This is a genomic window from Amycolatopsis alba DSM 44262, assembly GCF_000384215.1.
In the GTDB taxonomy this organism is placed as follows: Bacteria; Actinomycetota; Actinomycetes; order Mycobacteriales; family Pseudonocardiaceae; genus Amycolatopsis; species Amycolatopsis alba.
Window position 1 is genome coordinate 533,526 of sequence record NZ_KB913032.1, and the last position, 26,361, is coordinate 559,886.

Annotated in this window: 27 protein-coding genes and 1 pseudogene; 22 read left to right on the plus strand and 6 right to left on the minus strand. The window is 67.5% G+C overall.

The window, feature by feature from the left end; translation table 11 throughout:
- Positions 1 to 198: 198 nt before the first annotated feature.
- A complete protein-coding gene (locus AMYAL_RS0102340; protein ID WP_020629687.1) occupies positions 199 to 1,440 on the minus strand; it encodes a hypothetical protein in 1,242 nt (413 codons plus the stop codon).
- Positions 1,441 to 1,613: 173 nt separating this feature from the next.
- Between AMYAL_RS0102340 and AMYAL_RS49795 the strand changes: the two genes are divergently transcribed.
- From AMYAL_RS49795 to AMYAL_RS0102380, 8 genes are all read left to right on the plus strand, one after another.
- Entirely contained in the window at positions 1,614 to 1,781 is a 168-nt protein-coding gene (locus tag AMYAL_RS49795; protein WP_020629688.1) for a hypothetical protein, read from the plus strand.
- Between the two features lie 42 nt (positions 1,782 to 1,823).
- Positions 1,824 to 2,852 (plus strand): DUF6734 family protein, encoded by a 1,029-nt coding sequence (locus tag AMYAL_RS0102350; protein ID WP_020629689.1) that lies wholly within the window; start codon positions 1,824 to 1,826, stop codon positions 2,850 to 2,852.
- 78 nt (positions 2,853 to 2,930) lie between these two features.
- Complete coding sequence (locus tag AMYAL_RS0102355; RefSeq protein ID WP_020629690.1) at positions 2,931 to 3,425, plus strand: AMIN-like domain-containing (lipo)protein; 495 nt, start codon at positions 2,931 to 2,933, stop codon at positions 3,423 to 3,425.
- Between the two features lie 190 nt (positions 3,426 to 3,615).
- On the plus strand, positions 3,616 to 4,341 hold the full coding sequence (locus tag AMYAL_RS0102360; RefSeq protein ID WP_020629691.1) for a HEAT repeat domain-containing protein: 726 nt from the start codon (positions 3,616 to 3,618) through the stop codon (positions 4,339 to 4,341).
- Between the two features lie 57 nt (positions 4,342 to 4,398).
- Positions 4,399 to 5,064, plus strand: coding sequence for a hypothetical protein (locus tag AMYAL_RS0102365; protein ID WP_245192761.1), 666 nt, complete (start codon positions 4,399 to 4,401; stop codon positions 5,062 to 5,064).
- A gap of 156 nt (positions 5,065 to 5,220) precedes the next feature.
- Positions 5,221 to 8,127 carry an alpha-L-fucosidase gene (locus AMYAL_RS0102370; protein ID WP_020629693.1) on the plus strand — a complete coding sequence of 969 codons (2,907 nt, stop codon included), beginning with the start codon at positions 5,221 to 5,223 and terminating at the stop codon, positions 8,125 to 8,127.
- A gap of 46 nt (positions 8,128 to 8,173) precedes the next feature.
- Positions 8,174 to 8,977 carry a MerR family transcriptional regulator gene (locus AMYAL_RS0102375; protein WP_020629694.1) on the plus strand — a complete coding sequence of 268 codons (804 nt, stop codon included), beginning with the start codon at positions 8,174 to 8,176 and terminating at the stop codon, positions 8,975 to 8,977.
- A complete protein-coding gene (locus AMYAL_RS0102380; RefSeq protein ID WP_020629695.1) occupies positions 8,974 to 9,969 on the plus strand; it encodes a BtrH N-terminal domain-containing protein in 996 nt (331 codons plus the stop codon). The genes AMYAL_RS0102375 and AMYAL_RS0102380 overlap by 4 nt, the downstream gene beginning before the upstream one ends.
- Here AMYAL_RS0102380 and AMYAL_RS0102385 read toward each other — a convergent pair.
- The gene (locus AMYAL_RS0102385; protein ID WP_020629696.1) at positions 9,951 to 10,748 is read right to left on the minus strand and encodes a DUF1684 domain-containing protein; all 798 of its coding nucleotides are present in this window, start codon (positions 10,746 to 10,748) and stop codon (positions 9,951 to 9,953) included. The genes AMYAL_RS0102380 and AMYAL_RS0102385 overlap by 19 nt on opposite strands.
- 572 nt (positions 10,749 to 11,320) lie before the next feature.
- Here AMYAL_RS0102385 and AMYAL_RS45505 point away from each other — a divergent pair.
- The 4 genes from AMYAL_RS45505 to AMYAL_RS51025 all read left to right on the plus strand — a co-directional run bounded on the left by AMYAL_RS45505 (position 11,321) and on the right by AMYAL_RS51025 (position 13,482).
- A complete protein-coding gene (locus AMYAL_RS45505; RefSeq protein WP_020629697.1) occupies positions 11,321 to 12,268 on the plus strand; it encodes an NACHT domain-containing protein in 948 nt (315 codons plus the stop codon).
- A gap of 2 nt (positions 12,269 to 12,270) precedes the next feature.
- Positions 12,271 to 12,465 carry a hypothetical protein gene (locus tag AMYAL_RS0102395; RefSeq protein ID WP_143267773.1) on the plus strand — a complete coding sequence of 65 codons (195 nt, stop codon included), beginning with the start codon at positions 12,271 to 12,273 and terminating at the stop codon, positions 12,463 to 12,465.
- A 205-nt stretch (positions 12,466 to 12,670) separates the two neighbouring features.
- Positions 12,671 to 12,985: a hypothetical protein gene (locus tag AMYAL_RS45510; RefSeq protein ID WP_020629700.1), complete on the plus strand. Its 315-nt coding sequence runs from the start codon at positions 12,671 to 12,673 to the stop codon at positions 12,983 to 12,985.
- Between the two features lie 278 nt (positions 12,986 to 13,263).
- The gene (locus AMYAL_RS51025) at positions 13,264 to 13,482 is read left to right on the plus strand and encodes a DUF4279 domain-containing protein (RefSeq protein WP_143267776.1); all 219 of its coding nucleotides are present in this window, start codon (positions 13,264 to 13,266) and stop codon (positions 13,480 to 13,482) included.
- A 171-nt stretch (positions 13,483 to 13,653) separates the two neighbouring features.
- On the opposite strand, the pseudogene AMYAL_RS51030 reads toward AMYAL_RS51025, so the two are convergent.
- Positions 13,654 to 13,794: pseudogene (locus AMYAL_RS51030) on the minus strand (hypothetical protein); the annotation flags it as partial.
- Between the two features lie 262 nt (positions 13,795 to 14,056).
- On the opposite strand from AMYAL_RS51030, the gene AMYAL_RS0102420 reads away from it, so the two are divergent.
- The 10 genes from AMYAL_RS0102420 (at position 14,057) to AMYAL_RS0102465 (ending at position 24,483) form a co-directional block, all read left to right on the plus strand.
- Positions 14,057 to 15,310: an HNH endonuclease signature motif containing protein gene (locus tag AMYAL_RS0102420; RefSeq protein WP_039793769.1), complete on the plus strand. Its 1,254-nt coding sequence runs from the start codon at positions 14,057 to 14,059 to the stop codon at positions 15,308 to 15,310.
- A 194-nt stretch (positions 15,311 to 15,504) separates the two neighbouring features.
- Positions 15,505 to 16,134 carry a hypothetical protein gene (locus AMYAL_RS0102425; protein ID WP_020629704.1) on the plus strand — a complete coding sequence of 210 codons (630 nt, stop codon included), beginning with the start codon at positions 15,505 to 15,507 and terminating at the stop codon, positions 16,132 to 16,134.
- 198 nt (positions 16,135 to 16,332) lie between these two features.
- Positions 16,333 to 16,845 carry a 3'-5' exonuclease gene (locus AMYAL_RS0102430; RefSeq protein WP_020629705.1) on the plus strand — a complete coding sequence of 171 codons (513 nt, stop codon included), beginning with the start codon at positions 16,333 to 16,335 and terminating at the stop codon, positions 16,843 to 16,845.
- Between the two features lie 69 nt (positions 16,846 to 16,914).
- Entirely contained in the window at positions 16,915 to 17,292 is a 378-nt protein-coding gene (locus tag AMYAL_RS0102435; protein WP_020629706.1) for a DUF1801 domain-containing protein, read from the plus strand.
- A gap of 34 nt (positions 17,293 to 17,326) precedes the next feature.
- Positions 17,327 to 17,713 carry a YchJ family protein gene (locus tag AMYAL_RS0102440; protein WP_020629707.1) on the plus strand — a complete coding sequence of 129 codons (387 nt, stop codon included), beginning with the start codon at positions 17,327 to 17,329 and terminating at the stop codon, positions 17,711 to 17,713.
- A 132-nt stretch (positions 17,714 to 17,845) separates the two neighbouring features.
- Positions 17,846 to 20,944 (plus strand): glycosyl hydrolase 2 galactose-binding domain-containing protein, encoded by a 3,099-nt coding sequence (locus tag AMYAL_RS0102445; RefSeq protein WP_020629708.1) that lies wholly within the window; start codon positions 17,846 to 17,848, stop codon positions 20,942 to 20,944.
- A gap of 119 nt (positions 20,945 to 21,063) precedes the next feature.
- A complete protein-coding gene (locus AMYAL_RS0102450) occupies positions 21,064 to 21,468 on the plus strand; it encodes a helix-turn-helix transcriptional regulator (RefSeq protein ID WP_020629709.1) in 405 nt (134 codons plus the stop codon).
- Positions 21,469 to 21,473: 5 nt separating this feature from the next.
- The gene (locus AMYAL_RS0102455) at positions 21,474 to 21,869 is read left to right on the plus strand and encodes a VOC family protein (protein WP_020629710.1); all 396 of its coding nucleotides are present in this window, start codon (positions 21,474 to 21,476) and stop codon (positions 21,867 to 21,869) included.
- A 41-nt stretch (positions 21,870 to 21,910) separates the two neighbouring features.
- A complete protein-coding gene (locus AMYAL_RS0102460; RefSeq protein ID WP_084702303.1) occupies positions 21,911 to 23,779 on the plus strand; it encodes a Na+/H+ antiporter in 1,869 nt (622 codons plus the stop codon).
- Between the two features lie 17 nt (positions 23,780 to 23,796).
- Complete coding sequence (locus AMYAL_RS0102465; RefSeq protein WP_020629712.1) at positions 23,797 to 24,483, plus strand: histidine phosphatase family protein; 687 nt, start codon at positions 23,797 to 23,799, stop codon at positions 24,481 to 24,483.
- On the opposite strand, the gene AMYAL_RS0102470 is transcribed toward AMYAL_RS0102465, so the two are convergent.
- The 3 genes from AMYAL_RS0102470 to AMYAL_RS0102480 all read right to left on the minus strand — a co-directional run bounded on the left by AMYAL_RS0102470 (position 24,446) and on the right by AMYAL_RS0102480 (position 26,331).
- Positions 24,446 to 25,213, minus strand: coding sequence for an ABC transporter permease (locus tag AMYAL_RS0102470; protein WP_020629713.1), 768 nt, complete (start codon positions 25,211 to 25,213; stop codon positions 24,446 to 24,448). The genes AMYAL_RS0102465 and AMYAL_RS0102470 overlap by 38 nt on opposite strands.
- Positions 25,214 to 25,230: 17 nt before the next feature.
- Positions 25,231 to 25,725 (minus strand): MmpS family transport accessory protein, encoded by a 495-nt coding sequence (locus AMYAL_RS0102475; RefSeq protein ID WP_020629714.1) that lies wholly within the window; start codon positions 25,723 to 25,725, stop codon positions 25,231 to 25,233.
- 201 nt (positions 25,726 to 25,926) lie between these two features.
- The gene (locus tag AMYAL_RS0102480; RefSeq protein ID WP_020629715.1) at positions 25,927 to 26,331 is read right to left on the minus strand and encodes an NUDIX hydrolase; all 405 of its coding nucleotides are present in this window, start codon (positions 26,329 to 26,331) and stop codon (positions 25,927 to 25,929) included.
- Between the last annotated feature and the right edge of the window lie 30 nt (positions 26,332 to 26,361).

The window sequence follows — 26,361 nt, forward strand, 5'->3', positions numbered from 1 at the left end:
GCGGGGTCCAGGCGGCCCTAGGTCCAGAGGGAAACATCGTCACGATAGCGGATCCCGGATCACGTAAAGACACACCCTGTCACCATCGATCACCCTCAGTGATGTAGGTTCGCCGCGATCACACATCCACTGGACTGAGGAGGTTTTCTCGATGGCGATGCGCGGCGATGACGGCAAGGGCGGCGGGAACACCGGCAACTAGCCGGAGACCGAGGCGGGCCACGTCGGGCTCCGATGTGGCCCCGCTTCAAGCGGCCAGCGGAAAGCAATTCCGTACTCCTCTCGTGGATGACAGGGCTCGAGGAACGTGTGCTCGACGACTCCTCGCCGGATTTCGAGCAGATGCCGATCACCGGCGGGCGGCCGGACCATGCGTTCGTACTCGGTCTGTTCCGCATACCACCAGCAAGCGTCGGGGACACAATCGTCGAACGTGACACTGATGCTCAGGCCGCCGGTCACCCGGCCATCCGCATCGACCACACCCGGCGCGATTCCGTGATGGTCGACGTCGACGTTGATCCACTTCCGCTCCTCGTCGAGGTCGTCATCGCACGCGAGGGAAATGAACTCGTGACGCTCGCCTTTGCGCAGCGGTTTCGGGAAACTCAGTTCCACGACCAGCGGATCTCCCGGCTGCGCGCCAGGCGAAGTCTCGACGTGGCAGCCGAAGATCGCTTTGATCGGGATCGACGCGAGACCGTCGGTCTCTCCGGTGAGAGCCCGCGCCATGTAACCTTCGACGCCGTCCTCCCGAGCAATGACGTTTCGCACCGTCAGCCGGCGATATGCCGTTCTGCACCGCATTTCCACGGCCACCAGCAAGCGTTCCGCGAACACGGGCTGCGCTCCGTCCGAGGGCACGCGGCCGCGGGGCGCCCGTGGTTCCGGGATCGCGTTCGAGGCACGGGCGATCTCGACATAAGGCCGCCAGGCTTCGCCTTCGAGTATCTCCAGATTCTCTGCCAGGCAAGGGGCGAGCTTGTCGCTCATCGCGCGTCGCCACGCCTTGTGCATCGGCGTCGTAGTGCTCGGCGGCGGATCCCCGAACACCCCTGGCAGGTCCTTCAGCTGACCGAAACGGTCATCGAGGGTCGATTTCCACTCCGCTCTCCCGTCCAACCGGAAAGCGGCGGCCAGAACGTTGCGGCGCCGGGACTCGTTCGTCGAGCCGATCTTCTCTATCTCATCGAGGATCAGGCCCCAGACCGCGAGCGCCCGCACCTCCGGGGACGCCGTGATCATCGACTCCGTCGGCCGGACCAGGCAACCAAGGACGGCGGCCGACTCGCTCGCCGGGTCTTCGATCGCGTACCGCAAGAACCTGAGCGGCTTTCCGTCCTTGCGGACCGCGAGCCACCGCAGGGCGGCTTCGACGACGGCCGCGGAACACGAAACACGGTCCCTTTCCAGCTGGATTGTCACGATGCCCTCCACCATTCGCGGCAATGATCGACAATTCGCGGCGCGGCAGGACAACGGTCGGCTATCGGAGAGCCCGCCCTCGACGACAAGAAACTCCTCCTGACCGTGAAAGATCAGAACCGGCGAGGGTTTTCGCCGGTCGTCGCGCCCTACGGTGTACTAGTACACCACACACGGAGGGTTCGACAATGACCAAAGACGGCTCCGGCAGAGAACACGAGGGAATTGTCAAGCTGATCAAGACTTCACTGGCAGGCGTCGGCGGCCTCTATGTACTCACCGGATCCTTCATCGTGACGACGCTCGGCACGGCAACAGCAGTCGCGGTGCTCTACTTAAGCGGATTCCGCCGCTAGGCTGTCGTAACGTTTCCGTGCCGCGGCCCGAACCACACCGCGATGCCGTACTACGGATATGACTCCTTCACGGCGGTCGCCATCGGCGGCCATCTGCTCGCGCCCACCACTCCGGAACGCCGCGGGTACGGCGAGATCGTCGAACCGGATTGGCGTCCCCCACGTGTCCGGGTAGTCCGTCCGGGCGACCAGGCCGCGCGGCCGATCCGCCGGGCGGTCTGGTCCTTCTGGAGCATCCCGTACCGGCGCCGGCACGGCAGGCACTGGCCGAGTGACTTCTTCCACGCGCTTTCCTGGATCCTGTCGTTCCGGCTCGCGTCCCACCTCTTCCCCACGACGGCGCTGGTGACCGACGACAGGGGTCACGAACTGCTCGTCGACGGGCTGGGCCTGCCCTTCGACGACGTCTCGCTCTCGTTGAACGGGCTCGCCGGGCAGGACCCGTCCTGGTGGGCGCTCGGGAAGCTGCACGCGTACCGCGAGCAACGCGAACCGTTCCTGCACATCGACAACGACGTGTTCCTCTGGCCCGGATTCCCGGCCGAGGGGCTCGACGGGGAGATCGTCGCGCAGAACCCGGAGCACGCACCGGCTTCGGACGCGGGCTACTACCGGCCTGCCGCCGTCGCCACCGCGATCCGGCACACGGGCGGCTTCCTGCCGCGCGAGTTCAGCGGCTACACCGGGGACGCCGCACTGTGCACCGGAATCGTTGGCGGCACAGCCGTTCCTCTTCTCCGGCACTACGCCGATCTGGCCGTCCGCATGGTCGAGGCGCGCGAGAATCGGGTTGCCTGGCAACGGCTCGCGCCGCTGGAGGACTTCAACCTCGTCGTCGAGCAGTATCTGCTCGGTGCACTGTGCTGGAGCGGCGGAACCACGGACGTGCAATGCGTCTTCGGCTCCCAGTACGACACCTTCAGAGAGGACGTCGCGGTCGGGCAGCGATTCACTCATCTCATCGCGTCCGCGAAAAGCGATCTCCGCTACCTGCGATGGCTGGCGGAGCGCGCGAAAAACCATTTCCCCGCCGATTTCGAGATCGCTCGACGACTATTCGGCGATCAGTAACGATAAGGCGAAGAATACAACCTTCTCGCCATCCTCGGCGTCTTTCCGGAACCAACTCTCCGACAGGAGGTCGTCGCCATGAATCTCACCCTCCGGCGCGCGCTCGGGGCGCTCGCCGCCACCGCCCTCATGCTGACCGGCGCCATCGCCGCGATCGCGCCCGCTTCCGTCGCGGCCCAGACGATTCCCGCGATGACGGGGATCCGCACCGGTCAGAACCCCGGCTTCGACCGGGTCGTGCTGGACCTGACCGCGGGGCCCGCGCCCGCCGTCCGGTACGACCTCGTCGACGAGCTGATCGCCGACGGCTCGGGTGAGATCGTCTGGCTGACCGGGGAGTACTTCATCGCGGTCGCCGCGACTCCGGCGGCCGCGCACGACGACGCCGGGAATCCGACCTATCCCGGTCCGCAGAAGTTCCGGACCCGGAATCTGCTCAATGTCATGGCCGTCGCGGTCACCGGCGATTACGAAGGCACCTTGTCCATCGGTCTCGGCGTCCGGTCCAGGACGCCGGTCAGCGTGTTCACCCTGACGTCACCGAACCGTGTCGTCATCGACGTCCGCCATTGATCACGAGCGGGAATCCGTGAGGGCTTTTCGCCCACCGGGCAGGTTCCGGTGAGCAAAATCCTTTTCGGATTCCCGCGGTGAAAATCCCGTTCTGCCCGATGGGGCGATTTTTCCGAAATCCAGGTATCTGCCACCCGGTATCGCGTTCCTTCCTTCCGTCAGCATCACCGCCGCTGCGAAGGAGAACCTCATGCCGACCCCACGCAATCCCGATACCCCGTCCTTGGGCTCGGGTGGCGACAACCTCGAAGCAGGTCCCGGCAGTTCGGGGCTGGGAAGCTTCTCGAACAGCGAAATCGGCGAACTGGTCACCCAGGCCGCCGAAACCATGGCCGCGTCCGGCGAGGACGCCGAACGCAATTACCAGCGGAGCCTCGACCGGCTTCGCGAGCGCGCGGACGACGTCGTCCCGGCGCTCGGCGAGCAGTACGACGCCCTGGCCGAGGATCAGTACCTGGAGCGTTGGGGTCTGGTCCAGCTGCTCACCGATCTCCGGCACACGGCCGCCGTTCCGGTACTCGAGAACGTCCTGCGCCGGCCGATCCCGCCGGAGCGTTCCGACGACCCGGCACACGGGATCAGCACCGTCGGCGAAGAGGTGATCATCCGCACGACCGCCGTGGAAGCGTTGGCACGCCTGGCATCCGCCGAGGACGACGCGGCCAAGGAGCTGCTGCTGCGGCAGGTCCGGCACGAGGTGTTCACGGTGCGGCGCGCGGCGGTCCAGGCCATCGCCGAGACCGGTGACACCGAGCTCACCGCACGGGTGCGCGAGGCGCTCAGCGGCACCGAGGACGAGCGTTTGCTGAACATCCGGCGAGTCGACGTCCGCGGTGTCCCGCAGGCGGTCGGCGGCCGGTACGTGAAGGAAAAGCAGGCCGACGACGTGCCGCCGCCCGAACCGCCGCGCTCCTGAACCGAACGAATTCCTTCTACAGACAGGTGATCTCCGATGGCCACTTGCAGTTACACCGTGCCTGACAAGAATGTGACCGGGGACAATTTCTACGGCGCCTCGATCTGCAATCAGACCTACATCGACTATTTCTGGAACACCTACGGCTTCGCGGGCAACAAGGACTACTGGGACGACGGCTTCGGCTGGGAAGACGCGTGCAACACCGACAAGCCGCTGGCCCGGACGTTCAACGCGTGCTACCTGCTGACCTATTCGGCACAGGATTACCAGAACGACGCCTACTCCGGCGCGATGCTGAACTGGGCGCGCCGCTACGTCCGCGACAACTGTGACGACCTCCGCTCGCTGTGCGGCGACGGCAGCGCCATCGCGCGCTCGTTCAAGGGGGCGTTCGTCGACGACCGGATCGAGTTGTACCTGGGTTTCTGGTACTCCAAGGACGTTCCCGGCCGGGCCGAGACGTTGATCCACGAATCGCGGCACCAGGGCGGGAAGCCGCACAACGCGAGCTTCCCGGCGGGTTCGGTGTTCGGCGCGGGCAAGAGCGGCGCCGACTCCACCTGGGGCTACGAGGGCGCCTGGATGTACGGCGCGCTCTACCTGTGGTGGTTCTTCGCCCAGGGCGCCCGGACGACGTCGGCGTTGCGTGAACGGGCCCGCCAGCGCGGGAACCTCGTGATCGACAACGCCTTCGCGACGCATCCCGGCTTCAACATCTGAGCCACCCCGGCAAGCTCCCTCGTACTGCAGACGAGGGAGCTTCGCCACGAGATACCTCCGATGACTCAAGGCTCGTCCCGCTCACCGGGGCTTGACCCATCGGATTTCTGCCGCAATCATCGGATCTCTCGGCAACCACGCCCTGGATGAGAGCGGATGGTCATGAGAGTTCGAGCGCACCGCACCGCCTGGCTCGCCCTGGTCCTCGCCCTGCTGGCGGGCCTGCTCACCACGCCGCCGGCGAGCGCGGAGGTGCACCATCCCCGCCAGCAATGGCTGCGCGAGGCCACCGCGGGACTCTTCCTCCACTGGGGCATGTTCACCGCACCCCGCCAGACCGACTGCGCCGCCTGGGAACGCGCGGTCACCGACGGCGGCTGGAGCGCGGACTACTGGGTGGACGAGGCCCGCAAACTCGGCGCCTCCTACATCGTGCTCGCCACCTTCCACAGCAGGCTGGGCTACGCGCGGCCGTGGCCGTCGGCCATCCCCGGAAGCTGCTCCACGCGCCGCGACCTCCTCGGCGAACTCGTCAAAGCAGGCAACGCCAAGGGTGTCCGGACGATCCTCTACATGACCGACGATCCCCAATGGCACAAGGAAACCGGCGTCGAGTCGCTCGATTCCGCCGCGTACTCCGCCTACAAGGGCAAGCAGGTCGACCTGACCACCCGCCCCGGCTTCGGCGAGTACAGCTACGACCTCTTCCACGAGGTCATGGACCGCTACTCGGACCTCGCCGGGTTCTGGATCGACAACGACAACGAGTACTGGGAGAAGAACAAGCTCTACGAACAGGTCCGTGAGAAACGCCCGTCCTGGTTGCTGAGCAACAACAACGAGGACACCCCGATCATGGACACGGTCAGCAACGAGCAGAAGACCGGCATCACCCCGCCGTACGACTACCCGCAGGCCGCGTTCACCCCGATGCCGCGGCTGACCGAGGCCGACTACAAACTGCCGACCAACGGCGGCTGGTGGTACGACGGCACCGATCAGGCCGTCGACTTCCGGTTGTCCACCGGCCGCTACATCACCAACGCGGGTTCGTCGATGAAGTCGCTGATGGCGGAAACCCCGATGGTGAAAGGGAAGTTCCCGCCGCAGCAGGAGGCGTACAACAACTTCATGGCGAGCTGGGTACCGCCGATCAAATCCTCCTTGCAGGGCAAAGAGGGCGGCGGGTACATGTACGGCGGGATGCAGCCGGGCTTCTGGAACGACGGCGCGCACGGCGTCATCACCGTCGAGCCCGGCGCGGGAACGCAGTACCTCCACGTGGTCACTCGTCCGAGCACCGACCTGCTCCGCCTGCGTGACAACGGGTACAAAGTGACCAGGGTGTCCGATGTGCGCACCGGCAAACCACTGCGCTTCAGTCAATCCGCCGGGTATCTGACCCTTGTGGACATCAAGGACTGGGACACCTACGACACGGTGTTCAAGGTGGAGACGGCCGGGCAGCGGAACTTCCTCGACTCCCACACGATCAAGGCGACGGCTTCGTCCGCGCGTGCGGGGCATCCGGCGTCGAATCTCGTCGACGGGAACTTCGAGAACTACTGGGACGCGGACGGCAAGGAACCGGTCTCGCTGACCTTGGACCTCGGCAGGCGGCGGAGCGCGACCTACCTCGCGGTGAACCAGCGTGAGATGTCACCGACCCACGCGCGCGAATCGTTCGGCAGGCCGGAGGACTCGTCGAGGATCCAGGACTACCGCGTCTACGTCAGCGACGACGGCCGGAACTGGGGCGAACCGGTCCGCGCCGGGGCGATGCCGAGCGCTCGCGGAGTGCAGTTCATCGACTTCGGTGAACGGCAGACCCGCTTCATCAAGCTGGAAGTGCTGAACACCTGGTCCGGCCCGCAGGCGAAACCCTTCTACCGGCAACTGGGGATCGACGAGATCAAGGTGGCCTCCGGCTACCCGAGTTCCGTCTTCGGCGCCCAGGTCCCGCTGGAGGCCGAAGCCTTCCGCAACGACCACGAAGGCCGTGCCCGGCTCGGCTGGTGCTCCCCCTGCTCCGGATCGTTCCAGGTCACCGGCCTCGGCGGCGGCCGGCGCAACTCGGTCACCTATCCGGGGGTGACGGTCGCGGAAACCGGGAGCCATCGGCTCCAGCTCGACACGACGGGCGGCCCCGCGACGTCGGTGGCGGTGAGTGTCAACGGCGGCGCTCCCGTCGAGACCGCGATCGACGCCGGCCCGCCGGGAACCGTGGTCTCGACGGCGATCCCCGTCGCGCTGAACGCCGGTTCCAACACCGTCAAGGTGTTCAGCAACGCCACGTCGGGGCCGGGCCTGGACCGGATCGCGATCGCTCCCCTGCCGCCGTCGTCCTACACGCCGAAGACGACCCTGACCGTCGAACCCGGTGGCGTCCAATGGCTTTCCCCAGGACGGCAGTCCTTGAAGGTGACCGCGAAACTGCGGCTCGACGCCGACGACACGATCGGCAAGGTCACCATGGCCCCGGCGGTCCCGGCCGGCTGGAGCCTGCAGGGCGCTCCGGCGACGGCGGCGTCCATGCGCGTCGGGAACGAGCTCGAAGCCTCGTGGACGCTGGTCTCCCCCGAAGGCGTCACCGCGGCCGACATCCCGGTCACCGCGTCGTTCGACCTTCTCGGCCGGGCGAAATCCGTGAGCAAGCCGGTGCGGGTGAGCCCACGACCGGCCGACCGGGTCTTCATGCGGGAGGCCGAAGATTCGGCGAACGACGTCGGCAGCGCGGGCGTCACGAGCTGCGGGGTGTGCTCGGGCGGCCAGAAGGTCCGCAACATCGGCGGCGATCCGGACGCTTTCGTGCGGTTCGACGACGTGACCGTGCCCGAGACGAGGCAGTACACCCTCTACCTCGACTTCACCGTCAACGGACCTCGCTCGTACTTCGTCACGGTCGACGACGGCACTCCGATCGAGGTGAAGGTCGACGGTTCTGGCAACAACACCCAGCTCACGACCTCGGTTCCGGTCGAGCTGAAGGCGGGGGCGAACACGATCAAGCTGTCCAACGACCACGCCTCCGCCCCGGACCTCGATCGGCTGTCACTGGGGTGAGGGACCGGCTTGACCCTCTCCCTGGGAGAGGGTTCAGGCTGATCCCATGACGACCTTGATGCCGATCGGCGTGTTCGCGCACGCCACCAGGCTGTCGGTCCGCGCGCTGCGCAACTACGACCGGCTCGGGCTGCTGGTGCCCGCCAGGATCGACCCCGGCACCGGGTACCGCCGGTACTCGCTGGAGCAGTTCGCGCGCGCGGGCCTGATCCGGCGGCTTCGGGAACTGGAGGTCCCGCTGGCGGAGATCGCCGGGATCCTCGACGCGGGGTCCCCGGACGAGGTGAAGGCCGCGATCAAACGGCATCACGACCGGGTGGCCGCGCGGGCCGCGGAACTCGCGGCGATCAGCGGCGGGCTCGACTCCGTGCTCGCCGAGCCGACGCGGTGGCTGCATGTCTACGAGCGCGTGCGCACGCCGCAGCGGATCGCCTTCCTGACGATCCGGACCCCGCTGAGCGGCTTGGCCGAGCTGATCGGTCCCGCGTACGCGCGGCTGTTCGCGGCGCTGGACGCTCAAGGGGTCACGCCGTCCGGACCACCTGGGACCCGCTACCGCACCGACGATCCCGACGAGCTGACCGTCGAACTGTTCGTCCCGGTGGAAGGATCGGTGCGCGACGACGGCGAGATCGGCCCCGCCGAGCTTCCCGGTGGCCTGCTCGCGGCGACGATCCACGAGGGTGACTACGAAGACGTCGAGACCGCCTACCGATCGCTGGGCCGCTGGATCGCCGAGCGCGACCGCGTCCCGACCGGGCCCGCCGAGGAGTTGTACCTGGTGGCGCCCGGACCGTCGGTCGCGCCCGAGGCGTACCGCACCGAGATCGCCTGGCCGGTGACCGCGTGATCCTCGACGGCATCCGAACCGAAGGCGGCGAGCACTGCGAGACCAGCACTCTCGACGTCCTCCTGCGACACGCCGGGGTCGAGCTGTCCGAGCCGATGCTGTTCGGGCTCGGCGAAGGTCTCGGCTTCATCTACTGGGACGGGAAGAACCTGCCGTTCCCGTTCCTCGGCGGGCGGGCCAAACCCGCCGAGATCACGCGGAAGCTGGCCGACCGCCTCGGACTCACCTTGCGGGTGAAGGAAACGACGTCGGCGCGCACGGCGTGGCGGAACGTGGCCGAACAGATCGACGCCGGTGTCCCCGTCGGCCTTCAGCTCGACTCGTACCACCTCGAGTACTTCACCTCGAAAGTCCACTTTGGAGGGCACTTCGCGGCCTTGTACGGCTATGACGCAAAGAAGGCCTTTCTCGTCGACACCGCGCAGCAGGGTGGTTCCGTGTCGACGTCCTTGGTGAGCCTGGAGCGCGCTCGTGGCGAGAAGGGGCCGATGACGGCGAAGAACCGCTCGTTCACCATCGGCGCGGACGGGCCTCCCGTCCCGCTCGCCGACGCCATCCGCACGGCCGTGCGGGCCAACGCGGCGGAGTTCCTGAATCCGCCCATCGCCAACCTCGGGTATCGCGGGATCGGCAAGGCCGCCGTCCAGGTGCGGAAATGGCTGGACCGCAGCAGCGATCCCGCCCGTGATCTCCCGCAGGTCGCCGTCCTGATGGAACGGGCGGGGACCGGCGGCGCGCTCTTCCGCCGGATCTACCGCGACTTTCTCGAAGAAGCAACGGCCTTCGTCGACGACGCCGTCCTCCGCACCGCATATGAGAAGTACCGCGATGTCACTCCACTATGGACAGAAGTCGCGGGCTTGTTCACACAGGCGGGAGAAACCGGCGACGCCCGGCACCTGGCCGACGCGTCCGCCGTCCTGTCCGAACTGGCCCAGCGCGAACAGGAGGCGATGACGGCGCTCGCGACGGTTCAGCGTGTGCGCTCGTAGGGCAGCTTCTCCCCCGCTTCGACCGCGAACGGCAGGTCGTTGCCCGCCGGCGGCAACGGGCACGTGGCGAAGTCGGTGAACGCGCACGGCAGATTCGTCGCGCGGGTGAAGTCGAGGACGACGGAACCGTCCTCGCCGGGCGGGGACACCGCGAGCGACCGGTTCGCGGCGTAGGTGGTGACGCCGCTCGTCGCGTCGGTGAACAGGATGAGCAGGCCGTCCTTCTTGCCGTTGAACGCGGTGAGCGTGTGTTCCACGCCGTCGCGTTCGAAACGGACGATTCCAGGGGCGACATAAACGTGGCTGAGGCCTTCGACGACCGCGCCGACCGTGGTCGGCTGCGGCTCGTCGAAAGCTTCGAAGGTCCCGGACAGCACCCAGGCCGCGTCGGGCTCATACGCCGGGACACCGCGGAAAGCGTTCAGCACCGGCGCTTTCGGGTCGTGCGCCCGGATCAGATACCCGCCGCGGCGTGCCACCTCGATCTCGATGTCCCCGGCGACGACACGAGTGGTCGCACCGCTGTTGACCAGCTCGAAGCGACGGACACCGGTGAGCCGTTCGCCGTCGTGCGAGAGGTCGGCGCCCTGCGGGTCGAGGTACGCCGCGTCGGCGTCCTGCCACCACAGCCCCGGCAGCCCCTCATACGCGCGCGGCTTGTCCTCCAGCCAGTCGAGCGAGACCAGCGCGAGCCAGCCGAGCGGGTCGGCGAGATCGCGCTCGCGCTGGGTCTTCCAGCCCTGCCAGTCCTGCGTGAACGTGTCCAGGCTTGTGCTCATCGCCGTTCCCTTCCGTGACCTTGCTCGTTCCCACGGGTCAACGGCCTGGCGGCGGTGATATTTCGTGTCCCGGTATGTGGGCCGGGGCTCCGCAAGCGCTTCGTGGGTGATCGGCGAAGAGCTGATGAGCGGGAAGCCGCCCAGGGGCCGAGTAATCAGGTCTCCGGGTAACGGTCGGGCCCACCTCCGCCCACTGTGAGATGGCGGATCAGGCGATACCGTTGGCCGTGCCACGACGCGAGTCACGAGGGGGTGGGGATGGCTGGCGAGACGCACAACGAGTTCAGCGGACAGTCTTCCGTCACCGGTGCTGCGGACGTGGGCGCACGGGCCCTTGCGCTCGCGGTCCACGCACAGTGGCGGCATGAGGCCGGCCTGCGAGGGCTCGTCGACCCGACACCCATCCCCACGGGCTGGCGGGCGATGTGGGGCGAAGTCGCCGACCACCCGGAGAACGTCGGGACGGACGTGGCCGGCGACACCGGCAACCTGGCCGATTTCACCCGTACCTTCCGCGGCCTGCGGCGGAGACGGCTCGTCATCCTCGGCGGCGCAGGTAGCGCAAGACCTCGTTGGCGATCCTCCTCCTGCTCGAGCTACTCGACACGGCGCGAGCCGACGAACCGGTGCCGGTGCTGTTGCCCGTCGCGTCGTGGGAACCGGAGCGCGAACACCTGAAGACCTGGACAGCACGGCGAGTCGTCGAGGAGTACCCGGATATCAAGATCAGCGTCGCGAGGCGGCTGGTCGCCAACCGGCACGTGTTCCCGGTGCTCGACGGCCTCGACGAGATCGCCGCCAAGAATCGCGCAACCGCCCTGCGTGAAATCTCCCGAGCGGTCCGCGGTGGCGACCCGGTTGTTCTCACCTGCCGACAGGAGGAATACAGGGAAGCAGTCGCCCGAGCGGGCGGCGCGATCGGCTCGACGGCAGTGGTCGGTGCCGTGCCGCTGTCGCCGCCGCTCGTTGCCGACCACCTTCGCCGGTGCGTCCCGCCTGGTGGGCTGCCCCGCTGGACGGCGCTGCTGGGCCACCTCGCCAAAGCACCATCCGACGCCGTTGCCTCGGCGTCGAGCACCCCGCTCATGGTGTCGCTCATGCGAGCCGTGTACGCGAACCCCGGCCGCGACCCAGATGAGCTCCTGGACACCAGGAGGTTCCCCGACCAGGACGCGATCGAAAACCACCTGCTGGACGCGGTCATCCCCACCGCGTTCGAGGACGGCCCCGGCTTCCACGATCCGCAGCGACCGCCAACCCGGCGATGGCCGCGGGAGAAGGCCGAGCGCTGGCTCACGTTCCTCGCCGGCACGCTGACCACGATGCGCACTCAGGACTTCGCGTGGTGGCAGTTACCGAGAGAGAACACACCGGCGAGACTCAGCGCGTGGAGCGGTGTCGTCGCCCTGTTCTGGTGGACTGCCGCGGTCCTCGCTTCCGGTGGCTCACCGGCGCCGACACAAGATCCCAGGTGGGTCTCGCCGTTCTCGGTGTGCTGCTGGTCGTTCCCGCAGCTGTGATCGTGACCAGGCCGATCCTGCCGAAGGGACATCCGCGAAAGCTGACCGGCAGCTTGTCCGAGGATGTACTCGAGTACGCCAAGTCGTGGCACATCGTGCTGTGGGCTGTCGTCGGCGGTGTCGGCGGCTGGGCCTTCATCCTGCTCCTCGGCCTGGCGCTTGGCGGCGACATGGTCCCGGCAGGCCCGGCGGGATAGCGATACCGCCGCCTGGCGAGGACCTGATAGTCAAGGTCGGCTACACCTGGGACTTCGTCCTCGGGCAGCTATGCATCATGGTGAGCATCACCGGCCTCGTGATGCTCATGTTCTTCAACCACGAGCTGGCGGCCGTGCCCGGCGTAACCACCGGCAGACCAGGGAAGGCGGTGCTGCGGCAGGCCGTCGAAGCGCCATCGTCACGATGGTGCTCGTCAGCGCGCTCTTCGCACTACCGCTGGTCGGGCTCGGTCTGCTATTCGACTTCAGCCGGTTCGGGCTTGGTGTCATGGTGATCATTGCGGCGACGCTCGGACTGATGTCGTACTCACAGTCAGCGTTCGGCGGCTATTTCCGTACCCGCCGCCGGCTCGCCGCGACCGACGATCTCCCGTGGAGGCTGACCGCCTTTCTCAAGGACGCCCACCGCCTGGGCATCCTCCGCCAGTCCGGTACCACCTACCAGTTCCGGCACGCCCGCCTCCGCGACCACCTCGTGGCGCGGGCCAGGAAGACCTAGTCAGGACAGTTCCGAGCCCGACATCCGGGAGTCTTCATCGGAATCCGGGGAGAGGCAATGGTGTCCTGGGAGTAGCGCAGATACGGCCGCGACAGACCTTCTGCCTCAAATCGGGCACCAGCCCCATGGCAGTGGGACAACACACGCTCACACCGGTGACAGCGTGCTCGGCACGCGCGTACTTGCCTCGCGGTGAGGTGTGCGCTGCGCGATGATGCGCTGGTGCGAGCAGGTGCGGGTTTCGGCTCTCCGGCGATCACGGTGGAAGCGCCGCGTTTGTGACTCGGCTACTTGACCTAAGGCCATCACGTGCGTTCGAGGTCGGGGATCCGGTAGGCCGCCGTCCAGGAGCCATCCGCCGGATGTCACTGTGGCTGCTGTCGTCGGACTTGCCGCCGGACGGCGAACTCGCCGATCATCTTCACTGGCTTCTCGACCGCGGCCGACTGGTTCTGCTTGGCGGCGTCGGATCCGTGCGAACATGCCATCGAACTTGACCGGCCACTTCTTCGACGGCTGCCGACCGGCCCAGTCCTGCATCTCGACGACGGCCTTGTCGGTGATCCGCGAGATCGTCTCTTTGCCGACCGAGGATCCGTAGATCTCGGCAAATGTGCCGAAATGTCCTCGGTTGTCATTCCCTTCGCATACAACGAAAACACGATATCATCCACCTCGGTAAGCCGTAATTGCTGCTTCTTCACGACCTGCGGCTCGAACGTGCTTTTCCGCTCCCCGTGGCACGTTGATATCGACCTCGCCCGCGACATCCGACACCACCGTTTTAGGTCGACTACCGTTCCGGACATTCGTCGACTCACGGTCCGGCTCGGCCTTGGTGAACAGCTTCAGCAGGTCGTCCGGGCCGGTCAACGCCAGCCTCCGCGCCTTCGCTTCGGCGACAGCCCCGCGCCGGCTTGGACTTACTCTTGCGTGGAATCGCAAGGTCCGATGCCATCACTCACAGCGCCCATCCCGCCAGACCTCAGCCCAGCGTGTCGGGTCGGAAACACTGATTTTGGAACAGTTCTATACGAACACATGTTCGATAGTTTCTGCTATGATGGAGGTGTGTCCGAGACCTTTCTTCCCGAGTTGCCGCAGGAGTTGTGGCGTGCCGGCAAGCTGGAGCTTGCGCATGGTGTGCGGCAGTTCTTGCAGGTGATGCGGGTCGCCTGCGCCGGCCTGGGGCGGTATCTGGCGGAGGTGGAGTCTCGGGGCGCGAAAGACTTATACGGCTATGGGTCCACGATTACGTGGTTTGCTGATGTGGCGGGGTTGTCGTTTGGTGAGGCGCGGTCGGTGGTGAATCAGGCGATCGCGTTGAACCCCACGCGGGCGTTGGATGGCAGTGAGGTTGCGGCGTTCGCGCCCGCCACTGCCGCTGTGGCGGCGGAGGGGCTGGTCGGGCACGAGCGGATCCAGCAGATCCTGGACATCCTGAGAAGGATCTTTGCGGACACGTCGGTCGAGGATCGGGAGTGTGCGGAGAAGATCCTCGCGACCCTCGCTCGTGACGCCGGGCCTCGGCAGCTGGCGAAGGCCGAGCAGGACCTGCTCGGCTGGCTCGACCCCGACGGCAACGAGCCCAAAGAGCCCGAACCTGCCGAGCCTCGCCGCGAGGTCACCCTGGAACGCCGCAAAGACGGGTTCTGGAAGCTGAACGGGTTGCTGGATGACGAGCTCGGGGCCCGGACGGCGGCCGCGCTGGAGGCGTACGCGACACCGCGCCCGGTGGACGAGTTCGGTCAGGCGGATCTGCGGACCAAGGCCGAACGCCAGGGTGACGCGTGGGCCGAACTTCTGGATCTGGCGATCGCGTGCCCGGACCAGCCCGGCACCAGCGGGTATCGCACCTTGGTGCACGTCACCATCGGCCTGGATGAGTTGAAGTCCGGTCTCGGGACCGCGTGCCTGGATTTTGTCGGGACGATGACCGCCCGCGACGCCCGGATGGCCGCCTGCGACTGCCTCATGCTCCCCGTCGTGCTGAGTGCCGCGGGCGAGCCGCTGGATGTGGGGCGTCTACGGCGGTTCGTCACGCCGGGACAGCGGCGGGCGTTGAACATCCGCGACGGAGGCTGCGCGTTCCCCGGTTGTCATCGAAGACCCAAGAACTGCCATGCCCACCATATTGATCACTGGGCAGACGGCGGACCCACCGACCTCCGCAATCTGGTGCTGCTGTGCGGTTTTCATCATCGGTTGATTCATCATGGTGATTGGCAAGTTCGGATGGCGGTCGACGGGTTACCGGAGTTCATCCCGCCCCAGTATCTGGACCCGCTCCGAAGATCTCGGCGCAACACCCTCCACCGCGTCTGACCTTGCACGACCCCGAGGAGCCCGTCAGCCACACCGGCGACGGGCCCCTCACCATGCCCGGAACTGTTCAGCACCGGCGGAAACCCGAAGATCCACTGCGCCATTCGGGCGTATTCGCGCAGAAGCCCTCGTTTCTCTCTCCCCCTCCGGAGCAAGATCCTCCGTTCCGGACTTGGGAGGGGACGGAACGCATCATGGTGAATCAGCCACGTGGCCCGGACGGCCGCTGGGTCAAATACAAGTACGGTGCGGGTGCGCTGGCCACGGCGGGAGTGGTCGTGGCCGCCACCAGCGGAATAGGCGGAGGAAGCGCTGCTTCTCTGGATTCCGCGGCGGGCCAGGCCTTCAAAGGCAAGAGTTCCAGCAAGAAATCCGCACAGCAGGGCCGTCATTCCGAAGCATGGCGACGGCTGGGCTGGCGCCAGCTCAGAAAAACAGCGAAGCGGGAACTGAAATGCGGACCGCATTCCTTCGGCGAAGTCCAGCGATTCTTCCTGCGCCATCCGTGTATCGATCTCGATCGCATGATCGTCACCGTCGCCGACGGGGCGGGAAACACCATCGCCGTGTCCGTCGCGTGGGTGAAGATGCCGAAAGCGGGTGAGGCGAGCGAGCTGAAACGGCTCATCGACAAGGACGGTAGCGGCAATGTCGCGCTCTATGGCGAAGCACGGCACGGAGCCCGGTTCACCGGCAAGAACTACGACTCCCGCTTGACCAAGAAGCTGGTCGTGATCGCCGAGTCCGCTCCCGTCACCGGACGGCCGAGCGAAGCGACGTTGGAGACCGCCGTCGAAGTCGCCGTCGAGTTCCCCGCACCTTGATCCCGCCACCGAACGGAACGGACCACCTGCGAGCAGGAGCGAACACGTCAGAAGGCGGCTCGAAACCCAAGCGAGGCAGCTGATCGAGCGCACCTTCACCGGAGGTCTATCCCGGCGGCTGGCGGCTGTCCGACGCCGGCATCCCCGGTCCAGGGCCGCGGCGAGATCCTGAAGGTCAACTACCGCAACCGCGCCGAGGTGCTGGGCTTCGCGCAGCGCTTCGACGCGAAGAACCGGGTGGACGACCTCGACGGCGCGGACGGTGTCGCCCTGCGCGCGGCCGAGTCGGCCAGCGCCGGAGGAACCACCGGCACCTGGCGCGGCACCTCGCGCGATCTTCCCGGCGCGCTGGTCGACGCCGTCCGCGGGCTGCCGGGCCGCCGGGATCACTCGGCGCTGATCGTCTTCCAGCACAAGGATCTGCCCCGGTGCACCGAAATCCTGCGCGCGGCGGGGATTCCCACGCTGACGTTGGAGAAATACACCGGCGAAGCCGACGGCAAGCTCAAGATCGGCACCGTGCACCGCGCCAAGGGGCTCGACTTCCAGACTGTGCTCGTACTGGAGAACGCGCACGAGAACGGCGCCGGGCCGCAGGCCGAAGAGGAACGCCGCGAGCTGCGCGGCAGGCAGCACCTGGTCGCGGCGACCCGTGCCCGTGACTTCCTCTGGTGGGGCGTGCTCGACAGCGAGTCATCAGTCACCGAATAATTTTTTTGTCTTGACAACTTGAACCTTCGGACGGTTAGCTGAGCGCACACCGACCGAAGGGATCCACTCATGGCCAAGTTCGCGAACGTCGACGACTACCTCGCCGCCCTGCCCGAGGGCCTGCGCGAGGTCGCCACCGCGCTGCGCCCGATCGTCAACGCCGCCCTCCCCGGCTCCATCGAGACGATGTACCACGCCTCCCCCACCTGGAGCGCGGGCGAAGCCGTGGGCAAAAACCTCGTCTGCCTGGTGAAGGCGTACTCGTCGTACGTCACTTTCGCCCTGTGGAAGGGGCAGCTCGTCGACGACGAGTCCGGCAGGCTCGAAGCGAGCGCGCGGGAGATGGCGCACGTCAAGCTGCGTTCGGTCGACGACATCGACGCCGACTTGTTCACCGGCTGGCTCAAGCAGGCACGAGACCTCGAAGTCCCCGCGACGGCGCGATGACCCGAACAGCGGTGACACAATCAGCGACGTGCCTGTGATCACTGACGAATCCCGTTGCCCGTGCGGCCTCGGCGAGCCCTACGGCGCTTGCTGCGGCCGGTTCCACCGGGGAACCGCGACGGCGCCGACCGCCGAACTCCTGATGCGGTCGCGGTTCAGCGCGTTCGCCGTCGGCGACACCGCGTACCTCACCGGGACCTGGCATCCGAAGACCAGGCCCGCGGATCTCGAACTCGACCCAGGGCAGCGCTGGACGTTCCTGGAGATCCTCGGCAAGACCGGCGGCGGCCTGCTGGAGCACGAGGGCACCGTCGAGTTCCGGGCGCACTACCGGCAGGACCGCCGGGCCGGCAGCATGCACGAGAACAGCGGCTTTGTCCGCGTCGACGGCCAGTGGAGCTACGTCGCGCCTGTCGGCTGACCACTGACGAACCCGGTGTAAGGGTCTGTTCCCCGCGCGAAGTGGCGGCTACTATCTCCTCCAACATTGTTAGGGAACTTTCTTAACAATTTCCGCCCAGGTCCGCCGCCGTGTGCCCAAGGAGGCGCGCTCGTGAGTTTTCGGCAGAAGAGAACCCGGATCCCGTTACTGGCCTTGACCGTCACCGCGCTGGCCGCCGCGGTCTGCGGGGTGACCACCGCTCCCGCCGCGACCGGCGCGGAAGTGGCCGTGCCGCTGTCCGTCGGCGCCGCCGCGGGCAACGCCACCCCGATCCCCGGCTACGTGATCCAGTCCTCGGCACAGGTCAGCGATGACTCGGCGGTGTCGAAGCCGGGCTTCCCCACCACCGGCTGGTACCCGGTGTCGTCGCGCTCGACCGTCTACGCCGGACTGCTGCAGAACGGCAAGTACGCCGACCCGTTCTACTCGACGAACATGAAGAACGTCCCGACGGCGCAGTTCTCCGTGCCGTGGTGGTACCGCACCGACCTGACCGTCGAGGACACCTCGCAGCGGACGTACCTCGACTTCAGCGGCGTGCTCTCGAAGGCCGACGTCTGGGTCAACGGCACCAAGATCGCGACGAAGGACCAGGTCAACGGCGCCTACACCCGCCACGACCTCGACATCACCGCTAACGTCCGCCAGGGCGCCAACAGCATCGCGTTCAAGGTCTACCCCAACGATCCCAACAACGACCTCTCGATGGGCTGGATCGACTGGGCGCAGACCCCGCCGGACCAGAACATGGGCATCGTGCGGGACGTCCTCGTCCGGCGCAGCGGCCCGGTCGCGCTGCGCAGCGCGCACGTGATCCAGAAGCTGAACTCGGCGCTCGACCACGCGGATCTCACGGCGAAGGCCGACGTCCGCAACGACTCGGCGAACGCGGTGCAGGCCACCGTCGCCGGCACGGTCGCGGGCAAGCCGGTCAGCCAGACCGTTTCGCTGGCCGCGAAGGAACGCAAGACCGTCACCTTCCCGGTCGTCGGCCTGGACAACCCGAACGTGTGGTGGCCCGCCGGGATGGGCAGCCAGCACCGGTACGACCTCGACCTGACGGCGAGTGTCGGCGGCGCCGCGTCCGACGCCGCGAAGTCGAAGTTCGGTGTCCGTGACGTCAAGGCGACGCTGAACTCCAGCGGCGGACGGCAGTACAGCGTCAACGGCAAGCCGCTGCTGATCCGCGGCGGCGGCTACACGCCGGACCTGTTCCTCCGCTGGAACGAGACCGCGGCGGCCGACAAGCTCAAGTACGTGCTGAACCTCGGGCTCAACACGGTCCGGCTGGAAGGCCACATCGAACCGGACGAGTTCTTCGACATCGCCGACGACCTCGGCGTGCTGACGATGCCCGGCTGGGAATGCTGCGACAAGTGGGAAGGCCAGGTCAACGGCGAGGAGAAGGGCGAGCCGTGGGTCGAGTCGGACTACCCGATCGCCAAGGCGTCGATGTTCTCCGAGGCCGAGCGCCTGCGTGACCACCCGAGCGTCATCTCCTTCCACATCGGCAGCGACTTCGCGCCGGACAAGCGGATCGAGCAGGGCTACCTCGACGCGATGAAGGCGGCCGACTTCGCTCCCCCGGTGATCCCGGCGGCGTCCGCGAGGCCGTCCCCCATCACCGGCGCTTCCGGCATGAAGATGAACGGCCCGTACGACTACGTGCCGCCGGTGTACTGGTACGACAAGTCGCAGAAGGACCGCGGCGGCGCGTGGAGCTTCAACTCCGAGACCAGTGCGGGCGTCGACATCCCGACGATGGACACCCTGAAGCGGATGATGTCGGCCAGTGAGCTCGAAACGATGTGGAAGAACCCGTCGGCCGCGCAGTACCACCGCTCGTCCTCGGCGACCTTCGGGAACCTGAAGCTGTTCGGCAACGCGCTCACCAAGCGCTACGGCGCGCCCGCGGACCTGAACGACTTCGTGCGGAAGGCGCAGCTCTCGCAGTACGAGAACGTCCGGGCCGAGTTCGAGTCGCACTCGCGCAACTACACGGACTCGTCCAACCCGTCGACCGGGTTGATCTACTGGATGCTCAACAGCCCGTGGACTTCGCTGCACTGGCAGCTGTTCGACGCCTACATGGACCAGAACGGCGCGTACTACGGGGCGAAGAAGGCCAACGAGCCGCTGCACATCCAGTATTCGCACGACAACCGCTCGGTCGTGGTGATCAACCAGACGTCGAACGCGGCGAGCGGGCTGACGGCGACCACGAAGCTGTACAACCTCGACGGCACCGAGAAGTACAGCAACACCAAGACCGGGCTGTCGGTCGGCGCGCTGGGCGCCAAGGCCACCGCGGTCACCGTCCCGGCGGTGAGCGGCCTTTCGTCGACCTATCTGGCGAAGCTGGTGCTCACCGACTCGTCCGGAAAGGAGGTGAGCCGGAACGTGTACTGGCTCTCCACCAAGGCGGACACGCTGAACTGGGGCGGCAGCGACTGGTACTACACGCCGCAGTCGGCCTACGCCGATCTGTCCGGGCTGAAGAACCTCGGCCAGTCCGCCGTCAGCGCGACGGCGAAGTCGGTCGCCGGTGCCGACGGCACCACCACGACGACGGTGACGCTGAAGAACACCTCGGGCGGCAAGCTCCCGGCGTTCTACGTCGATTCGAAGGTCGTGGACGCCTCGGGCAAGCCGGTGCTCCCGGTCGAGTGGAACGACAACGCGGTGAGCCTGTGGCCGGGTGAAACGACCACGCTGACCGCGAAGTACCGCACGGCCGACCTCAAGGGCTCCAAGCCTTCGGTGCGGGTCTCGGGCTGGAACACCGGCACGCAGACCGTTCCGGCCGACGGTTCGGGCCCCGGTCCGAACAACCCGGTGGACTACCAGGCCGAGGACGCCACGGTCGTCCAGGGCGCGGTGGAGTCCAACCACGCCGGGTTCACCGGCAGCGGGTTCGTCAACTACGACAACGTGGCGGGCAGCTCGGTCGAGTGGACGGTGAACGTACCGGCCGCGGGCACCTACGACGTCGTCGTCCGGTACGCCAACGGGACGGCGGCGGACCGGCCGCTGGACTTCTCCGTCAACGGCTCGATCGGCGCGTCCGGTGTCGGCTTCGGCGGCACCGGGGCCTGGCCGAACTGGACGACGAGAACCGTCAAGATGACCTTGGCGGCGGGGACCAACAAGATCAAGGCGGTCGCCACCACGGCGAACGGCGGTCCCAACGTCGACAAGATCACCGTCTAGACGCTGTCCAAGGCCCCCTTCGCCGCCCGGCGAAGGGGGCCTTTCCGCGTTCAGGCGTGGGTTACGCTTTCCGGGTGACCGGACAGCGTGACCCAGGCCCGCGCCTGCGAGACCTCGCGATGCTGCGGCGCGTCCGCGACCGGATCGACCGCGACTACGCGCAGCCGCTGGACGTCGAGGCGCTGGCGCGCGGCGTGCACGTCTCGGCCGGGCACCTGAGCCGGGAATTCCGCGCCGCTTACGGTGAATCGCCCTACAGCTACCTGATGACCCGCCGGATCGAGCGGGCCATGATGCTGCTGCGGCGCGGGGACATGTCGGTCACCGAGGTCTGCTTCGACGTCGGTTTCTCGTCGCTGGGCACCTTCAGCACGCGGTTCTCCGAGCTGGTCGGGATCTCGCCAAGCGCCTACCGCAAGCAAGCGGCGGAAGAGGGCCGCGGCATGCCCGGCTGCGTCGTCAAACAGGTCATGCGGCCGATCAGGAATAGAGAAGCGGCATCGCCGCGCCCCGACCTACCTTGAGTCGCATGATCCTGTCGATTCACGCGTCCTTCCTCCCCGCCGACGATCTCGAAGCTTCGCTCTCCTTTTATCGCGACATCCTGGGCTTCGAAGTGCGGGACGACGGTCCGCACCGGGTCGCCGTCGGCCCGCCGGGACAGCCGCGGACGTCGATCGTGCTCCGGTCCCCGGCCGCTGATCCGGAGCTCACCGGCGAGGAACGCGCCACGGTCGCCGAACTGATGGCCAAAGGGACGTACGGGACCATCGTGCTGTCCACTTCGGACCTGATCGAGACCTTCGACCGGATCCAGGCGACCGGTGCCGACGTCGTCCAGGAACCGCTGGAGCACCCCTACGGCGTACGCGACTGCGCTTTCCGCGACCCGGCGGGGAACCTGGTGCGTATCGAACAGCGGTAGCCGCCCCCTCGGTGCGCGCGCACCGGGGCTTCCGGGTGATGATGAGCGGCGTGGAGATCGCGGTAGAACTCGTGGCACTGGTGGTGGCCGTCCTCCTGGTCACCGCCGCGGCGCGGAAACTCGACTGGTCGGCACCGCTGTGCCTGATCGCTGTCGGGGTCGTCGCCTCGTACGTCCCTGGCATCCCGGAATACGAACTGGACCCGGAGGTCGTCCTGCTGGGGCTGCTGCCCCCGCTGCTGTACGCGACCGCGATCCGCACGTCGCTGATCGACTTCCGCCGCAATCGCGGGCCGATCCTGCTGCTGTCGGTGGGGCTCGTCATCTTCACCACGGCCGCGGTAGGGGTCGTGGCGTGGCTGGTGATCCCCGGACTGCCGCTCGCCGCCGGGCTCGCGATCGGCGCGGTGGTCGCCCCGCCCGACGCGGTCGCGGCCACCGCCGTCGCCCGCAAGGTCGGGATGCCCCGCAAGCTGACCCGGCTGCTGGAGGGCGAGAGCCTGTTCAACGACGCGGCCGCGCTGGTCGCGTTGCGAACCGCCATCGCGGCCATCGCGGGCTCGGTCAGCCTGCTGCAGGCGGGCGGGGACTTCCTGCTGGCGATGGGCGGCGGGCTGGTGATCGGCTTCGCGGTCGGCGCGCTCGCCGCGCTGATCCGCACCCGCCTCGAGGATCCGGTCACCGACACCGCGCTTTCGCTGGTGGTCCCGTTCGTCGCCTACATCGCCGCCGAGGCGATCCACGGCTCCGGCGTGATCGCCGTGGTCGTCGCGGGACTGATCCTCGGGCACAAGGCGCCGAGCATGCTTTCGGGCCGTTCCCGGCTGGCCAGCAGGCTGAACTGGCAGACCATCCAGTTCCTGCTGGAGAACATCGTCTTCCTGCTGATCGGCCTGCAGGTCCGCCGGATCATGACCGAGGTCGGCGAAAGCGGGCTGAGCGCACCGGAACTGATCCTGATCTGCGCCGCCACCCTGGCCGCGACCATCGTCGCCCGGATCATCTGGATGGTGGGCATCGGCCTGGCGCGGCGGACGTTCCGCCGTCACGCCTGGCCCTGGCGGTACTCGGCGGTGATCGCCTGGGCGGGGATGCGCGGGGTCGTCACGCTCGCGGCCGCATTCGTGCTGCCCGCCGACACGCCGCAGCGGGCCGTGCTGGTGCTGGTCGCGTTCGTCGTCGTGGCCGGGACGCTGCTGCTGCACGGGACGACGCTGCCGGTGCTGGTCCGGCGCCTGAAACTGCCGCCGCCCGACCCGGCCGAGGACGCGCTGCAGGAGGCGGCCGTGCTCAACAACATGACCAGGGCCGCGCTCGACGAACTGGAGAAGATCCGGACCGCCGACGACCCGGACGACATCGTCGAACGTCTGCGCAGCCGGCTCCAGCACCGCTCGGACTCGGCCTGGGAGGAGCTCGGCAGGCAAAGCACGCTGACCGAAACGCCGAGCGACGCCTATCGCCGCCTGCGGCTGAGGCTGCTCGAAGTCGAACGGGAGACGTTCCTGGAGGCGCGGGACTCCGGGATGGCGGATGATGATGTCCTGCGCCGGATCCTCGAACGCCTCGACATCGAAGAATCCATGCTGGACAGGGAGGAGGAGACCGTGCCGGACTCCGATCGGGAACTGCGCACCCCCGCCGCGACGGCGGGATCGTGCAAACATCTCACCAAGGAGTGGCCCGCCGTCGAACCCAGCTCGCCTGACGTATGCGCCATCTGCGTCGAGAGCGGGATGACCTGGGTCCACCTGCGGCAATGCGTCAAATGCGGGAACGTCGCCTGCTGCGACTCTTCGCCGGGCAAACACGCGACCGAGCACTTCCACGAGACCTTGCATCCGGTGATGCGCAGCCACGAGCCCGGCGAGACCTGGCGCTGGTGCTTCGTCGACAAACAGCTGGGCTAGCTCGGTAGGGTCCGGGTATGAGCACCCCTGAGCAGGAAGTCGAGTACCGCCAGCACCGGTTTTCACCCCCTCCGGGCGCGACCGAGATCTTCCTTGTCCGCCACGGCGAATCGGCCCCGGCGAAGGGCGACGATCCGTTCGACCTCGTCGACGGGCAGGCCGACCCGGACCTCGCGCCGGACGGCCGGGACCACGCCGAGCGGGTCGGCCGCCGTCTGGCGGACGAGCGGATCGCCGCGCTGTACGTGACGACGCTGCGCCGGACGTCGCAGACCGCGGCACCGCTGGCGGCGAAGCTCGGGCTCACGCCGGAGGTCGAAGCGGACCTCCGGGAGATCCACCTCGGTGACTGGGAGAACGGGCTCTTCCGGCGCTACACCCACGAAGGCCACCCGATCGTCGAGGAGTTGTGGCGGGAACAGCGCTGGGACGTCATCCCGAGCGCGGAGTCGATGGAGTCGTTCGGCGGCCGGATCAAGGCGGCCATCGGCAGGCTCGCGGCCGCCAACCCGGACCGGCGGATCGCCGTGTTCACTCATGGCGGTGTCATCGGCGAAGTCTTCGCTCAGGCCAGTGCCGCGAAGAACCGGTTCGCGTTCCTCGGCGCGGACAACGGCTCGATCTCGCACCTGGTGGTGTCGGGCGACAACTGGATGGTGCGGCGGTTCAACGACACGTCGCATCTTCAGTCGCCTTTCGGCTGATCCGGCCTGCCGCGACCAGGTGCACGGCGACCAGGACGGCGACGGCTTCCGCGGCCAGTAGTCCGATGAGCACGAGTACTTGGGTCACTCCGGCTTGCAGTGGCCCGGCGCCGCCGAGGAGGACTCCGACGTAGGCGCCGGGCAGGGTCACCAGGCCGACCGTGCGTGTCTGGTCGAGCGCGGGGATCAGCGCTTGCCCGGCGGAGGGGCGGCAGATCTCCAGCGCGGCCGGGCGGCGGAGGAAACCCAGCGCCAGAGCGGCTTCGTACTCGCCGTGCCGGGACACGAGTTCGTCCAGGGCCCGCCGCGCCGCCTGCGAGGTCGCGGACATCGCGCCGCCGATGACGATCCCGGCGATCGGCACGATCGCGATGGGCCGCCACGGGATGACCCCGGTCGCGAGCACGAGCGTCAGCACCGGCACGACGCCGGACGCGATGGCGAGCGCGACCCACGCAAGGTCTTTCGCGACGCCGATCCGGCGTGCGGAAGTGATGGCCGCGATCGCGAACATCAGCAGGACGAACCCGCCGGTCAGCCAGCCCGATTTCAGGATCCCGACGATCACCAGCGAGACGGCGGCGAGCTGCACCACGGCGCGCGCGGCCGCGAACAGCACCGCCTTGCCCTGCCCCAGCCGCCCGAACTGCACCACCACGGCGCCGAAGATCGCCAGCACGGCCAGGACCACGGCGAGCACCGGGCCGAACTCGATCGCACCATCCGTCATGCGGATGATCCTGCCGTCTAGGACGTACAGGTCACCGGCGCGCCCGGCGCGGGGGCCGCGTGGTCGCTGACGACCTCGCCGTCGACGAGGATCCGACAGCGCAACGCTCCGCTGCCCGAACCCTGCGCGGAGAGGCTGTAGAACTCGTCGCGGCCTTCCTGGCTAGCGCGCTCGAACGTGGTGCTCCACGGCGCGGCGACTTCGGTCTTCTGCATGAGTTCCGAGCCCTGCGCGACATAGGTGACGTTCTGAGCGCCCTTCGCGCCGGAAAGCTCGTAGACGACGAGGTGCGTCACGGTGCGCACGGCGGCCGCGGCCTGCTCGACCTGTTCGGCCTGCGGCACGGGCGGGCTCTGCACCGGTTTGGCGGCCTTCGGCAGCACGTAACTGGTCAGGGTGACGGCGACGGCCATCACGCCCAGCACGACCACGACGGTCCCGAGCGGCTTCAGCCTGCCAGGGGCACCCTGCCCCGGCGCCGATGCCGGAGGGGTCGCGGTGGGAACACCCATGGAGAGGTCTTCTCTCGTCCGAGCGCACTTCCGTCGAGTGCGTCGACTACTTCTCGTTCGAAGGTGACTCCGCGTTAGCCGTTATCGGGAAGAAACCCGATATTCACCCTTTTGGGTGTCCCGCTGAGTGCAGAGCGCCTGGTCATGGGGCGATCGGCGTAAACAGAGTGAGCCGAACAGCTCACTTTGAGTGATACAGCCTTAGTCGACGAGACCCGCGTCGGCAAGCATGCCGAGCATCCGCCTGCCCGCCGGCGGGCAGAGATGGGCATCGGCCGAAGAAAGCCAGGCGGACTCCGCGATCTCCCGGCCGGGCACCGGATCGCCACGGTGGTCGGCGGTGTAACAGGTCATGCGCACACGGCGGCCGTCCGCGTAGCCGTCGGCCTGCTCGTTCAGCAGCGCGAAGAAGCGGAAGCTCCGCGGGTCGAGCTCGACGCCGAGTTCCTCCCTGATCTCCCGGCACAGCCCGCCGACGTCGCCCTCCCCCGGCTCGCGCTTGCCTCCTGGCAGGTAGAACTTGGTCTTCCCCTCGGTCCGCACCGACAGCAGGCGGCGGTCGCGGACGTGGATCCAGGCCAGTGAATCGATCTCGGCTTCGGGCACGGCCTGATTCTGTCGTGGCACGGGGGCATC